This window comes from Tolypothrix sp. FACHB-123 (assembly GCF_014697075.1).
GTDB lineage: Bacteria > Cyanobacteriota > Cyanobacteriia > Cyanobacteriales > Nostocaceae > Aulosira.
Genome location: NZ_JACJRE010000033.1, coordinates 16153 through 30231 on the forward strand (window position 1 = coordinate 16153; position 14079 = coordinate 30231).

The 14079-nt window shown below is 41.2% G+C and carries 10 protein-coding genes; 5 read left to right on the top strand and 5 right to left on the bottom strand.

All coding sequences use genetic code 11. The features are described from left to right. Positions 1-8 precede the first annotated feature (8 nt). Entirely contained in the window at positions 9-1682 is a 1674-nt protein-coding gene (locus H6G41_RS20695) for a GTPase (RefSeq protein WP_190748138.1), read from the top strand. A 153-nt stretch (positions 1683-1835) separates the two neighbouring features. Here the strand turns inward: H6G41_RS20695 and hsdR are convergent, their stop codons facing one another. The 5 genes from hsdR to H6G41_RS20720 all read right to left on the bottom strand — a co-directional run bounded on the left by hsdR (position 1836) and on the right by H6G41_RS20720 (position 8483). Continuing rightward, positions 1836-4190 (bottom strand): EcoAI/FtnUII family type I restriction enzme subunit R, encoded by a 2355-nt coding sequence (gene hsdR / locus H6G41_RS20700; RefSeq protein ID WP_190748140.1) that lies wholly within the window; start codon positions 4188-4190, stop codon positions 1836-1838. Positions 4191-4260: 70 nt separating this feature from the next. After that, positions 4261-5295 (bottom strand): PDDEXK nuclease domain-containing protein, encoded by a 1035-nt coding sequence (locus H6G41_RS20705; RefSeq protein WP_190748142.1) that lies wholly within the window; start codon positions 5293-5295, stop codon positions 4261-4263. Next, positions 5292-6545 carry a restriction endonuclease subunit S gene (locus H6G41_RS20710; RefSeq protein WP_190748144.1) on the bottom strand — a complete coding sequence of 418 codons (1254 nt, stop codon included), beginning with the start codon at positions 6543-6545 and terminating at the stop codon, positions 5292-5294. Before H6G41_RS20710 ends, H6G41_RS20705 begins: the two co-directional genes overlap by 4 nt. Next, positions 6542-8056, bottom strand: a complete 1515-nt coding sequence (locus tag H6G41_RS20715) for an N-6 DNA methylase (RefSeq protein WP_190748146.1) — start codon at positions 8054-8056, stop codon at positions 6542-6544. Before H6G41_RS20715 ends, H6G41_RS20710 begins: the two co-directional genes overlap by 4 nt. Before the next feature lie 262 nt (positions 8057-8318). Next, entirely contained in the window at positions 8319-8483 is a 165-nt protein-coding gene (locus H6G41_RS20720) for a hypothetical protein (protein ID WP_190748148.1), read from the bottom strand. Positions 8484-8647: 164 nt separating this feature from the next. Between H6G41_RS20720 and cas12k the strand changes: the two genes are divergently transcribed. From cas12k to H6G41_RS20740, 4 genes are all read left to right on the top strand, one after another. Next, complete coding sequence (gene cas12k / locus H6G41_RS20725; RefSeq protein WP_199316240.1) at positions 8648-10447, top strand: type V CRISPR-associated protein Cas12k; 1800 nt, start codon at positions 8648-8650, stop codon at positions 10445-10447. 481 nt (positions 10448-10928) lie between these two features. Continuing rightward, positions 10929-12665 (top strand): Mu transposase C-terminal domain-containing protein, encoded by a 1737-nt coding sequence (locus H6G41_RS20730; protein WP_190748150.1) that lies wholly within the window; start codon positions 10929-10931, stop codon positions 12663-12665. 54 nt (positions 12666-12719) lie between these two features. Then, a complete protein-coding gene (locus H6G41_RS20735) occupies positions 12720-13556 on the top strand; it encodes a TniB family NTP-binding protein (RefSeq protein ID WP_190748152.1) in 837 nt (278 codons plus the stop codon). Further along, on the top strand, positions 13556-14059 hold the full coding sequence (locus tag H6G41_RS20740; RefSeq protein WP_190748154.1) for a TniQ family protein: 504 nt from the start codon (positions 13556-13558) through the stop codon (positions 14057-14059). Before H6G41_RS20735 ends, H6G41_RS20740 begins: the two co-directional genes overlap by 1 nt. Positions 14060-14079: the final 20 nt, after the last annotated feature.

Genomic DNA, 14079 nt, shown 5'->3' on the forward strand with positions numbered 1-14079 from the left:
AGGGGTAAATGTCTGAGATGAAATTTAAGCAAGTTGCTACACAAGTAGAAGATTTATGTTCTGAGACTTTAAGAATATTATCTGCATCAACCGATAATGAGATAGATGTATTTGCTAGGGATTTTGAAATTTTTATTCATGAATATCGGCAAAAATCCCAATTAACTATTGCCTTCATCGGTCAATATAATGCTGGTAAGTCTACTTTGATTAAAGCTCTTACGGGCGATACATCTGTCCGAATCAGTGCTGAAATTTGTACAGATAGGATTACTGAATATCCTTGGAAAGAAGTTCTCCTAGTTGATACTCCAGGCATTTATGCAGGTAGAACAGATCACGATCAAATTACTCTAGAACAAATTTCAAAAAGTGATTTACTCATATTTGTTGTCCCCAACGAGTTATTTAACCCTCAAGGTGGAGCTTTTTTTAAACGAGTTGCCAATGAAATGCAGCGAGTTGGTCAAATGCTCTTAGTAATTAATAAAATGAGTCGTGAACGCGGTAAGCCAGAAGACTTACTTAAAAGCCTTTTGGAAGTTGTAGAGCCTCATCATCCTAATGATTTTTACACTTGTTTTATTGATGCTGATTCTTACTTGAAGGCTCAATCTGAAAAAGATGAAGATGAAAAAGAATTTTTACTCGAAGAATCTAGTTTTGATGCTTTCCTCTCCTCGTTACATAAATTAATTGATAAGAATAAATTGTATGCAAGACTATTAACACCTCTCAATCGCGCCTTAGATATATTAGAACGGTCTTACAATATTTTGAGTACAGATGATAAATCCGCTAGAGATTTCTTAGAACTACTCCATCGCAAGATGTTACTTATTAAGACCTCTCAAACAAGATTTAGGAATTGTTATATAGCTGAATTTAACAATCTTGAACATGAAGTGTTAATGATTGGTGAAGATGTTGCTAGTAAAGTTGATGGGAGACATAGCGAAGAAGATATTAACTGGACAATTAAAAAAGCTGAGAAAGAAATAGAGTCAACTACAAAGCAAACAATGGAGAAAATACAGTTGGGTTTGGAAGAAGAATTAAGTAAACTTCAAATTCAACTCGAACAATTATTACAATCAAGGTTGGGTCGTTCTTTAGCAGAAGAAGTACAAGTTTCATCAACAGGTAGAAAACAAGTTGATTATGAAGAAGTTGAGGGAACTCCAGGAATACCATCCTTGTTAAGTAAAAGTCCTGAAGCTGTACGGGCTATAGGAAGTTTTGCGTCGGCAGTTTCTAGAGACCTAGTTTACAACGTCGGTAAATTTTTTGGTGTTAAATTTCGTCCTTGGGGAGCAGTTAATGCGGCTAAATTCATCAGAGGTTTAGGACCTATTATTGGAGGTGTCGGTGCAATTCTAGAAATTTTCCTGGCTGCTAAACAGGAAAAGGATGAGGCAGAATATGAACAAAAGCTCCGTGAAGCGAGAGCAGATTTACGCCGAAGTTTTAGACAAGTAGCCTCAGAAATCAGAAGCGAGTATGAAAGTAATATTAAAAATGAGATTATTTATGGTTTTTATGAATCTGAGCTTCAAGATGTTGAACGTCAGCGAGATAAATTGAGAAATAATGAAGGCTCAAAAATTGAGATGGTTAATCAAATCAAACATATAATTCAAAAAATTAAGAAGCAGATAGTCACAATAGAGAATAACGCGTAATGGCGATGTCTACGACTGACTGCGCCTACGCACTCACAGCATCCATCTCCCACAGCACAGAGATGGTAAGAAGCGATCGCCTTTTTTAGCTATGGTTATGTAACTTTGGGCTAATCACCTAATTGAGGTGCTTAATTGTAGTGATCTGCCTAATTAAGCTGCTCTGCCCTGTGAATACAAATACTGTTGAAACCCGATAAATACTTGACTGATAGTTGCAACGCTTCCTAGTTCTTCCACAGCATCACGAACGGTATGATATTTCAACTCTAACAGTTGGGGTAATTTAGTGCGATCAAGTTCCCCCACCCCTGCTTTGATGTATTGTTCCAGTACAAAGTCGAGAAATTCTTGCTGTTTGCCGAGATACTGCGAGAAGATTAAGGACTTGTGAGCAAGGACGCGCTCTCTGCGGCTAATTGGTGGAGAGGCATAGGCGATATAAGCCAGGACATCGTATAAATCGCTTTTTTCGGCATCAATCACGCGGCTAATTTCTGTGAGTTGTTCCTCACCGTAGCCCTTCTCTGCCAATCCTTCTAATAAAGCTCTACGGGTATCAGGGCGACTCCAAATTGCTCTTAATTCGTCTTCATTTGTGAATAGTTCAGGAATTTCACCAAAGAGACGTTCTACAAATGCTGCGGCGCTCATGGGTTTACCGTCTGGACTCCAGAAGCTAGTAGATATCTGGTGCTGGAGGGTGCGTTCTTTACCATCAGCGAGTTTTATTTTGATGGTTTTGGGGCGGGAATCTTCTGTAGTTTCGTTTCTATTTTGGCTTCTATTTTTGCCACTATCTGCTGTGGGGGTATTGTATTTATCTGATTTCTCTCCACCTCTGGCAATTTTGACGCGAACAGGTTCTTGGGGTTCGCCGTCCCATTCAGGATCGTCGAAGCGTTCGTAGGCTTTAACGAAATCGTAGATGGTGAAGTAGTCCTTCCCTTCAAATAGGCGAGTCCCGCGACCAATAATTTGCTTAAATTCAATCATCGAGTTGATGGGGCGCATCAGCACGATGTTACGAACATTGCGGGCATCAACACCAGTGGACAACTTGTGGGAGGTGGTGAGAATGGTAGGAATATTCTTCTCATTGTCTTGAAAGTTACTGAGGTGCTGTTCGCCTAGCTTGCCATCATCGGCGGTGACGCGGACACAGTAATTAGGGTTACTGCTAATCTTCATTTGGTTGATTAAATCCCGTACAGCTAAAGCGTGGGGTTGGTTGGCGCAAAACACCAGAGTTTTTTGATTCTGGTCAATTTCTTCCATGAAAAGTTGCACCCGGTAGCGTTCGCGCTCGGCAATTTCGATGATGCGGTTGAAGTCGTCTTCAGTGTAGGTTCTGGCTTCGTCTACTGCACCTTCGATCAGTTCATCTTCACTGCTGTAAATATACTCATCTAGGGTAGTTTCAATTTGCCTGACTTTAAAGGGAGTCAGAAACCCGTCATTGATGCCGTCTTTGAGGGCGTAAGTATATACTGGCTCACCGAAGTAGGCGTAGGTGTCTGCGTTATTTTTTCGTTTAGGAGTGGCGGTGAGTCCTAATTGTACTGCTGGGGAGAAATATTCTAAAATGCCCCGCCATGTGCTTTCGTCACTAGCTCCGCCTCGGTGACATTCATCAATGATGATGAAGTCGAAGAAGTCGGGGGGATAGTCGCTGAATTTGGGCGTAGGATTGCCAGCATCGTCCCGTCCGGTCATAAATGTCTGGAAAATGGTAAAAAAGATACTGCCATTTTTGGGGACTCTACCCCGTTTTTTGATGGCTTCAGGGTCGATGCGGACTAAAGCATCGTCGGGGAAGGCAGAGAAAGAATTATAAGCTTGGTTGGCTAAGATATTACGATCGCTTAAAAACAAAATTCGCGGACGACGAGCGGGTTGTCGGCTCAGGTTCCAACGGCTTTGAAAGAGTTTCCAGGCGAGTTGGAAGGCGATGAAGGTTTTACCTGTGCCTGTTGCCATTGTTAACAAAATCCGGTCTTGTCCTTGGCAGATTGCTTCTAGGACGTGCTTAATGGCATTGTGTTGATAATAACGAGCTTCCCATGTGCCGCTTTTGTCTTCAAAGGGGATGGCAGCAAAGCGATCGCGCCATTGATTCGCTTGGCTAAAAGTAGCTTCCCAAAGTTGTTCAGGAGTAGGATATTGCTTGATATAGCCTTCTGCCCCTGTGAACATATCTACTTGGTATATACCGATGCCATTTGTAGAGTAGGCAAATCGAGTCTGCAACTTTTCGGCGTATTTTTTGGCTTGTCCTAAGCCTTCGGTATCGGGCAATCCGCGTTTTTTGGCTTCGATGACTGCAAGTTTTTCACCACGATAAACCAGGACATAATCGGCGATGTCTGATTGGGCGCGTTTACCGTTGCCAACCAAGCGACCAGGGGCAATAACTTCGCGGCGGATGCGACTACCTTCGATAACTCCCCAACCTACGGCTTTGAGTGCGGGGTCAATTAGTTCGGCGCGGGTTTCGGCTTCGTTCATTTTTATAGTGGACAGTGGGCAGTTGACAGTTACTCAGACTGCCTTATTGTCAATTGTCCACTGTCCATTATTAACTGTCCACTATTCTCCGACGGGCAGTGGCGATCGCTTCTTGCAGTTTAGCTTGTAACAACTCTTTGGGTGGTAATACGGTGAGGTATTCGGCGACATGGATGCCGCTTTTATCCAGTTCTAGCAATTCGATTTGCTCTTGTTTTTTACCTGCACATAAGATGATTCCCAGTGGTGGCTGTTCATCAGGCTCTTGCTCGTATTTGGTCAGCCAGCGCAGGTAAAGTTCCATTTGGCCTTTGTATTCGGGACGGAAGTTACCGAGTTTGAGGTCGATGGCGACAAGGCGTTTGAGTTTGCGGTTATAAAATAGCAGGTCGATATAAAAGTCGTCGTTGTCGATTTGTAGGCGTTTTTGACGAGCGACAAAAGTAAAGCCTGCACCGAGTTCTAGTAAAAATTGCTCAATTTCTCTGAGGATTGCATCTTCGAGGTCTTTTTCGAGATAGCGATCGCTTAATTCCAGAAAATCTAAAATATAAGGGTCTTTGAGTAAAATATCGGGTGATACCTGTTGAGTTTGGCGCAGTTGCTCTAAATCATGGCGGATGGTTTCTTCTGGTTTGCGGGATAGGGCAGTGCGCTCAAATAGCATGGAGTTAATACGTTCTTGCAGTTGGCGGACGCTCCATCGTTCAAGTTGGGCAATTTCAATATAAAATTCTCGTTTTAGGGGATCTTCGATCCCAATAATTAGTTTGAGATGCGACCAACTTAATTCCGCAGACAGTGTGTGCAGAATTTCCCGATCGGGAAAAACTTCTGCGATAAGGACGCAATAATTTAACTGCCGTTCGCTCCAGCCTTTACCATAGGTCTGTGTGAGGTAACGGGAGAGACTAATAATTACTTGCTTGCCATATTCTGCGCGTTGACCTTGTAAAATTTCGGTTTGGATGCGTTTACCGACTTGCCAATAGAGCAGGGTAATTTCTGCATTGATGGCAACGGCGGCGCGTTGTTTAGCGGCATCAATAAACTGTCTGATTTCTTGAAATAGGCGATCTCTCTGTTGAGGCAGGTCATTGCTCATGCGGCAATTCCGTCCTTAGCGGCTTTTGTTGTCTGGTTAGCGGTGTCTGCGGTGAGTTCGCCAGTAAATGCTTTTTGCAGGATGGATTGTTTGAGTTCGTTGAGTGCGGCGATTTTTTGGCGGTATATGGTTTCGAGGCGTTGTGATTTTGACCTTAGCTCGTCAAGATTATCACTAATAAAATTCTGCTCAGAGAGGGATGGTTTTAGAAACTTGAAGCTTTGAATTTGTTTTCCACTAATATGCGGAACCCCAATGCCAGTTTGATTACTCAGGATATGTTGTATAAATGAATGACTACCTATCAAATACATAAGAAATCGATTGTTAATATTTTTATTACCACGAAGACAAGCAGTTCGTTGAACAAGTAAGCATGGCAAATCATCGCAGGAGATCATCGCGTGTTTCAAACCCGCTTTCACCCAAGGACGATCCATTGCAAGAACTACATCGCCCTCTTTGAGTTGATAACTAAGGTATTCATTTATCTCAGATGCTGGCCACTTCTTAACATCATCCCAACGAAGCGCACCTTGAACGATATTATCCCCTCGAAGTAATCGGATGCTCTGGTCTGAATCTGTATATCTATTACTCTTAAACGGAAATCCAGTCATTAAATCTATCTCTGCACCCAGTTTTGTTTCTTGCCACTGTCTATTCTCCTGAGTCAAGATAGAATTTCGATAGCTTTCAAACAATTCGCGGGAGTTGGCGAGGTTCTTTTCGGCGTTTGCGATCGCTCTCTCAATCCCCTCAAACGCCTCATCCAGAATTGCTACAATCCGCTTTTGTTCAGATAGCGGTGGGATAAAAGTAGTAAAATTGAAAAGATGCTCGCGGTTCACCTTAGGCATTCCAGCCCGACTTGACCCTTCAATTGCGTATTTAGTGAATTCCCTACTTATGAGTAAATAAAACAAGAAGTCTCGATCTAACTGAGTAGTATCAGGTGATAGCGGATATACATCCGCACTGCACAAGCCATCGAATTCTGGTCTAGCAACTTTCATAAGATATGGGCGGATCTTACTATAAAGAACCATAGTTCTATCAAATAGAAATTTCCCTGATTTCAGCTCTTCCTCTTTAGCTGTTTTAATATCAACTAGCTCCCCTGTCCCTGAAATCATATTCCCAGCACCAATATGAAGTAGATTGATGAAGTCAGGTTTGCGAGGATCTACAAGCGATGACGAGATTTCACAGACTTCCCCTAATCTCTTCTTTATCCACATCTTGCTCATAGCATCCCCCCAATCCCCGCTAGAATCTCTGCACTCTCCGCATCCAAGGCAGCAATTTCATCCAGAATTTCCTGCGGTTCTCGTAACGTCGATTCCTCAGCCTTATTTGGATTCTTCACCGACAAATCAAATGTCGCCCAATCCACATCAGCAATATCTACCAGCCAAGACTTTTCCGACTCTGCACAAGTAGCCTGAAACTCCACAAACTCGCGCAAATCTTCATCATTCAGCGCATTAGTTTTCCCAAGACTACGCCCCGGATCGAGTTGGTAATACCAAATTTTCTGAGTTGCCATTCCCTGAGTTAAAGGTTTTCCCTGAGAAAATAAAGGCGTTCCCTGAACGGAGTCGAAGGGCTTTCCTTTCTCAAAAAACAGCACCACCGTTTTTACACCCGCCCCGATAAATGTCCCACTCGGACAATCCAAAATGGTGTGCAGATTGCAACTACTCAAAAGCTCTTGACGCAATGCCCGCGAAGCATTATCAGAATTTGACAGGAAGGTATTTTTAATTACTACCGCAGCTTTACCACCCATCTTCAGGATTTTGATGAAATGCTGCAAAAACAGAAACGCTGTTTCCCCAGTCTTAATCGGAAAATTCTGCTGTACTTCCTTGCGTTCCTTCCCCCCAAATGGCGGATTAGCCAAGATGACATCAAAACGATTCTTGTCTTGAATATCGCTGAGATTTTCCGTCAGCGTGTTGGTGTGGATAATATTCGGTGCATCAATGCCATGCAAAATCATATTCATGATCGCAATCACATACGCCAAACTTTTCTTTTCTTTACCCGTAAACGTATGTTTTTGAAGAATGTCAAGTTCTTTTGTTGTCAGCTTCCCTCGACGTAAATAGTCGTAACTCTCACACAAAAACCCTGCCGAACCGCAAGCACCATCATAAATGCGATCGCCAATCTTCGGCTTCACCACCTGAATTATTGCTCGAATCAACGGACGCGGTGTGTAATACTCACCCCCATTGCGTCCTGCATTACCCATATTCTTGATTTTGGCTTCATAGAGATGCGATAGCTCGTGTTTCTCCTGTTGCGATCGAAACCGTAGCTCATCAATATATTCCAGCGCATCCCGCAAGCTGTAGCCGCTTTGAAACCTATTCTTAATCTCGCTAAAAATTTCCCCAATCTTGTATTCGATTGTATCTGGACTAGTAGCCCGTTGCTTGAAACTCTGTAAATATGGGAATAACTTGCGGTTGACATAATCAATCAGATCATCGCCAATCAGCGCATTATCATGATCAAATGTACCATCCGCTTTTTTCGGTGCTGCCCAGGATGACCAGCGATGCGCCTCATCAATAATAAATTCGTATGGCTTGCCAGCCAGTTCCGCCTCTAGCGCCCTTTCCTGCTCCAAATCATCCAAATACTTCAGAAACAGCAGCCAAGAGGTTTGCTCCGTGTAATCTAACTCTGTAGTACAACCCGCCTCTTTCCAGAGAACATCATCAATATTTTTAAAAGTTTGCTCAAACATTTAGCTTTACTGTGGGATTTTTAATATTCATGGCTTGGCTCAGATTTGGTACCTACAAGGTGAAATGAGCGTGCGGGTTAGTGATAAATCGACCGTACATAGTTACTCTTAATTTAAGATTCCCAAGTCTAGATTGAATTTCTCAATTAATGTAGGTTGAACCCACATTTCTCACAAAGGCCGATAAAACAAAGGTCAATTACTGCCAGACTTCATATTCTACAAGTATTCCAGCAGTTTTAAGCATAGCCCCTTAACTCCCCTACGACTTTCCATCAGCAGGGGAATCTTTTTTTTGCAACCAATCTCTAATCGCCTCCTCCAAAGCCGCAGTCTGCGTCAATTCCAGACGCGCACAGGCGATTTCAAACGCGATTTTTAAGTCTTTAGGGAGTCTCCCCCGAACTTCTCTAGTTTCTTCTGCCATTCTAAATTTGAAGCCAAAGCTTGCGGCTTTTATTTTTGCATAGCTTCTTAGGAAAAAAACATTTGCGGCATTGAGCTATTGCGGTATTGCGCTATAATTATGTAAATTAAAAAAATAATTAACAACCCTGTCAGTCTTACTGAACTCACAAAACAGAGGACACCATGAGCGTTATTACAATTCAATGTCGCTTGGTTGCTGAAGAAGACACTCTCCGTCAACTGTGGGAACTAATGGCAGAAAAAAATACACCACTCATCAATGAATTATTGGCCCAGGTAGGAAAACACCCAGAATTTGAAACCTGGCTAGAAAAAGGCAAAATACCTCCCGAATTCCTCAAAACACTGGTTAACTCCCTCAAAACTCAAGAGCGTTTTGCTGATCAACCTGGACGCTTTTACACCTCAGCGATCGCTCTAGTAGATTATGTATATAAATCCTGGTTTGCTTTACAGAAACGAAGAAAGCGTCAAATAGAAGGGAAAGAACGTTGGCTGAAAATCCTCAAAAGCGATCAAGCACTGGAACAAGAAAGTCAATGTAGCCTAGATGTAATTCGTGCTAGAGCCACTGAACTTCTTACCAAATTCACCCCCCAGTCCGAGCATAATAACAACCAGAGAAAAAGTAAAAAGACTAAAAAGTCCACAGAAATCAAAACATCTCCAATTTTCCAAATCCTGTTAAATACTTATCAAGAAACAGAAGATACTCTTACTCGTTGCGCTCTTGCATATCTGCTAAAAAATAATTGCCTAATTAGTGAACTCGATGAAGACTCAGAAGAATTTACTAGAAATAGACGCAAAAAAGAAATAGAAATTGAGCGATTAAAAGACCAACTCCAAAGTCGAATACCTAAAGGTAGAGATTTGACAGGAGAGAAATGGTTAGAAACTTTAGAAATTGCTACAGGTAATGTACCTCAAAATGAAAATGAGGCAAAAGCTTGGCAAGCAGCACTTTTAAGAAAAAATGCTCATGTCCCCTTTCCTGTGGCTTACGAATCTAACGAAGATATGACGTGGTTGCAAAATGACAAAGGTCGTCTCTTTGTTCGGTTCAATGGCTTAGGAAAACTGACATTTGAGGTTTACTGTGATAAGCGTCATTTGCACTACTTCCAACGCTTCTTAGAGGATCAAGAAATTAAACGCAATAGTAAAAATCAACACTCAAGCAGTTTGTTCACTCTGCGTTCAGCAAGGCTTGCTTGGTTGCCAAGAGAAGAAAAAGGTGAAGCCTGGACAGTAAATCAACTAAATCTTTACTGTGCTTTAGATACTCGGATGTTGACTGCTCAAGGAACTCAACAGGTAGTTGCGGAGAAAATCACAACAATTACCGAAACTTTAACGAAAGCAAAACAGAAAGATGACCTCAACGATAAACAGCTAGCTTTTATCACTCGTCAGAAATCAACGCTAGATCGAATTAATAAGCCTTTCCCTCGCCCCAGTAAGCCTAATTATCAAGGACAACCCTCAATCTTACTTGGTGTTAGTTTTGGTCTAGAAAAGCCAGTAACAGTAGCGGTGGTAGATGTTGTTAAAAATGAAGTTCTAGCTTATCGCAGTGTGAAACAACTACTTGGCAAAAACTACAGCCTTCTTAATCGCCAGCGACAACAACAGCAACGCCTATCTCATGAACGCCATAAAGCTCAGAAACAGAATGCACCCAATGATTTTGGTGAATCAGAGCTAGGACAATATGTGGATAGATTATTGGGTGATGCAATTATTGCGATCGCCAAAAGCTATCAAGCTTGCAGCATAGTTATCCCCAAGCTCCGTGATATGCGTGAGCAAATCAGTAGTGAAATCCAATCCAGAGCAGAGAAGAAATGTCCCGGCTGCAAGGAAGCTCAACAAAAATACGCAAAAGAATATCGTAAGAGCATTCATCGCTGGAGTTACGGTCGATTAATGAAGAATATTAAATCCCAAGCTGTCAGTTAACTAATTAAATGTCGTCATAACAAATTAATGTCGCTAAAATATTCAGGCTATAATCCTCACTGCACAACGATTATAGCCTTTTTAGTTTCCATTCAAGTTAAATAAAACTTTAACAAATTAAATGTCGTTATTTAATTTATTCACATTTTAATTGTCGTTTTGTCAAAATCATCGATTTCCAAATTTTGATTAATTCATAACAAAATAATTGTCGCTTTATAGAATAGCTCACTTATTAAAAAATTAAATGTCGTTTTTTAGAACAAAGTAGTATTATGTTTATTGAGCAATAATACACAAATACTAGTTATGTCATGCTCCTACTAAAACCTCATTATCTATAAGTTGCAAGAACAGCACTTGGAGACGAGTTTTTTCGGAGAAGCTTTGCGACAGCTAAGTTTCGCATCTCAATATCGAAATTGAAGGTGTGGGATGCAGCTTTAGGTATTTAGAGAATTTCAAGCAATGGAGTTGTTTTATGGGTGAAACGCTAAACTCCGATGAGGGTAATGCATCTATAAGTATTGATAGTTCGGATGAAGTTGACGAAATTTTGGAGGATGAGGACGCAGAACCAACGAACACGATTATTACCCAACTCTCAGATGAAGCCAAGCTGAGGATGGAGGTATTACAAAGTTTAATTGAGCCATGCGATCGCAAGACCTATGGAATCAAACTTAAGCAAGCGGCACAAAGGCTGGGTAAGACGGTTCGGACAGTACAGCGACTTGTAAAAAAGTATCAAGAACAAGGTTTATCGGCAGTCACCGAACCAGAACGTTCTGATAAAGGTAATTACCGTATTGATGAGGAATGGCAAGAGTTTATTGTCAAAACCTATAAGGAAGGCAATAAAAGCGGTAGGAAAATGACTCCGGCTCAAGTGGCGATTCGAGTTCAAGTGAGAGCGGAACAATTGGGTTTGGAAAGATATCCCAGCCACATGACTGTTTACCGAGTTCTCAATCCAATTATTGAGCGCAAAGAGCAGAAGCAGAAAGTTAGAAATATTGGTTGGCGTGGTTCACGGGTATCGCATCAAACCCGTGATGGACAAACTTTGGAGCCAAGATACAGCAACCATACTTGGCAGTGCGACCATACAAAATTGGATGTGATGCTGGTTGACCAGTATGGCGAAACTTTAGCACGTCCTTGGTTAACAAAAATTACGGATAGCTATTCGCGCTGCATTATGGGTATGCATTTAGGTTTTGATGCACCAAGTTCTTTAGTTGTAGCTTTGGCTATGCGTCATGCTGTGTTAGCAAAAAAGTATCCTTCGGAATATAAACTTCATTGTGAGTGGGGAACTTTTGGTATTCCAGAAAATTTATTTACTGATGGTGGAAAGGATTTTCGCTCAGAGCATTTAAAACAAATTGGATTTCAAATAGGGTTTGAATGCCATTTGCGCGATCGCCCCAGTGAAGGTGGCATTGAAGAACGGAGTTTCGGTACTATCAACACAGATTTTTTATCTGGGTTTTATGGCTATTTAGGTTCCAATATTCAGCAACGTCCAGAAAATGCCGAAGAAGAAGCTTGTATTACTTTGAGGGAATTACATCTACTAATTGTTCGCTACATTGTTGATAACTACAATCAGCGACTTGATGCTCGTAGCGGACAAACGCGGTTTCAACGCTGGGAAGCGGGTTTACCTGCGCTACCAAGTTTAATTGACGAACGACAATTAGATATTTGTTTGATGAAAAAGACACGCCGCAGTATCTACAAAGGTGGGTATGTGAGTTTTGAAAACATTACCTATCGAGGGGAATACTTAGCAGCTTATGCGGGTGAGGGTGTAATACTGCGATTTGATCCTAGAGATATATCAACAGTTTTTGTATATCGTCAAGATTCTGGTAAAGAAGAGTTGTTGTCTCAGGCACATGCGATTGACTTAGAAACCGAGCAGATTTCCTTGGAAGAAGCGAAAGCAGCAAGTCGAAAAATTCGTGATGCTGGTAAGCAAATAAGTAATAAATCTATTTTGGCAGAGGTGCGGGATAGGGACACTTTTATCAAGCAGAAGAAAAAGAGTCAAAAAGAGCGTAAAAAACAAGAACAAGCTCAAGTGCATTCTGTATACAAGCCTCCTCAAATTCACGAACCAGTTGAACAGACACAAGAAACACCTCAGCTACAAAAACGACGACCTAGAGTATATGACTACGAACAACTTCGTCGAGATTATGACGATTAGTTTGATAGAAATCGGTCGAAATTAAGCAAATAAAATATTCGAGATTCACAGATTATGACAGAAGAATCTTTGCATAAATGGGTGCAAAATTTATGGGGAGATGAACCAATTCCAGAAGAGTTGATGCCGCAAATTGAAAGGTTAATTACTCCCAGCGTAGTAGAGCTTGACCATATCCAAAGAATTCATGATTGGTTAGATAGTTTGCGTCTTTCCAAACAATGTGGTCGAATTGTTGCGCCACCACGAGCGGGGAAGTCAGTTACTTGTGATGTTTATAAACTCTTGAATAAACCACAAAAAAGAACAGGTAAGCGGGATATTGTACCTGTTTTGTATATGCAAGCTTCGGGAGATTGTTCAACAGGGGAACTACTAACATTAATTTTAGAGAGTTTGAAATATGATGCAACTTCGGGTAAATTGACTGATTTGCGACGACGGGTGCTGCGGCTCATTAAAGAATCAAAAGTCGAAATGTTGATTATTGATGAAGCAAATTTTTTGAAATTAAATACATTTAGCGAAATAGCTCGAATCTACGATTTATTAAAAATTGCAATTGTGCTTGTGGGAACTGATGGTCTGGATAATCTCATTAAGAAAGAACCTTATATTCATGACCGTTTCATCGAATGTTATCGTTTGCAATTAGTGTCTGAGAAAAAATTTGCTGAGTTAGTACAAATTTGGGAAGATGAGGTTTTGTGTTTACCTGTACCATCAAATTTAACTAGAAAAGAAACTTTAATGCCGTTGTACCAAAAAACAGGTGGCAAGATTGGTTTGGTGGATCGGGTTTTAAGAAAGGCTTCGATTTTATCTCTGAGAAAAGGTTTAAAAAATATTGATAAAGGAACTTTGGATGAGGTTTTGGAGTGGTTTGAGTGATGGAAAGTACTACGACGGAAAATAACTTTTTTGATATTGAACTTTTTAAAGGTGAAAGTTTAAGCCATTTTTTAGGGCGGTTTCGTCGCCAAAATTATTTAACTGCTACTCAACTTGGTAAGATCACTGGTTTGGGTGCGGTTATTGGTAGATGGGAGAAGTATTATTTCAATCCTTTCCCGACACCCCAAGAGTTAGAAAAGTTAGCGGGTGTAGTTGGTGTCGAAGTTGAAAGACTTAGGGAAATGCTACCAACAAAGGGTGTGACTATGAAACCCAGACCAATTAGGTTATGTGGTGCTTGCTATGCAGAAGTACCATTACACCGCCATGAGTGGCAGTTTAAGGACAAGATGAAATGCGATCGCCATAATTTGGGTTTGCTAACAAAATGCACTAACTGTCAGACTCCGTTTCCAATTCCTTCTGATTGGGTGCAAGGGGAATGTTCTCACTGCTTTTTGCCTTTTGCAACAATGGCGAAGCGTCAGAAGCGTTACTGACGTTACTAGACAGCTAAATT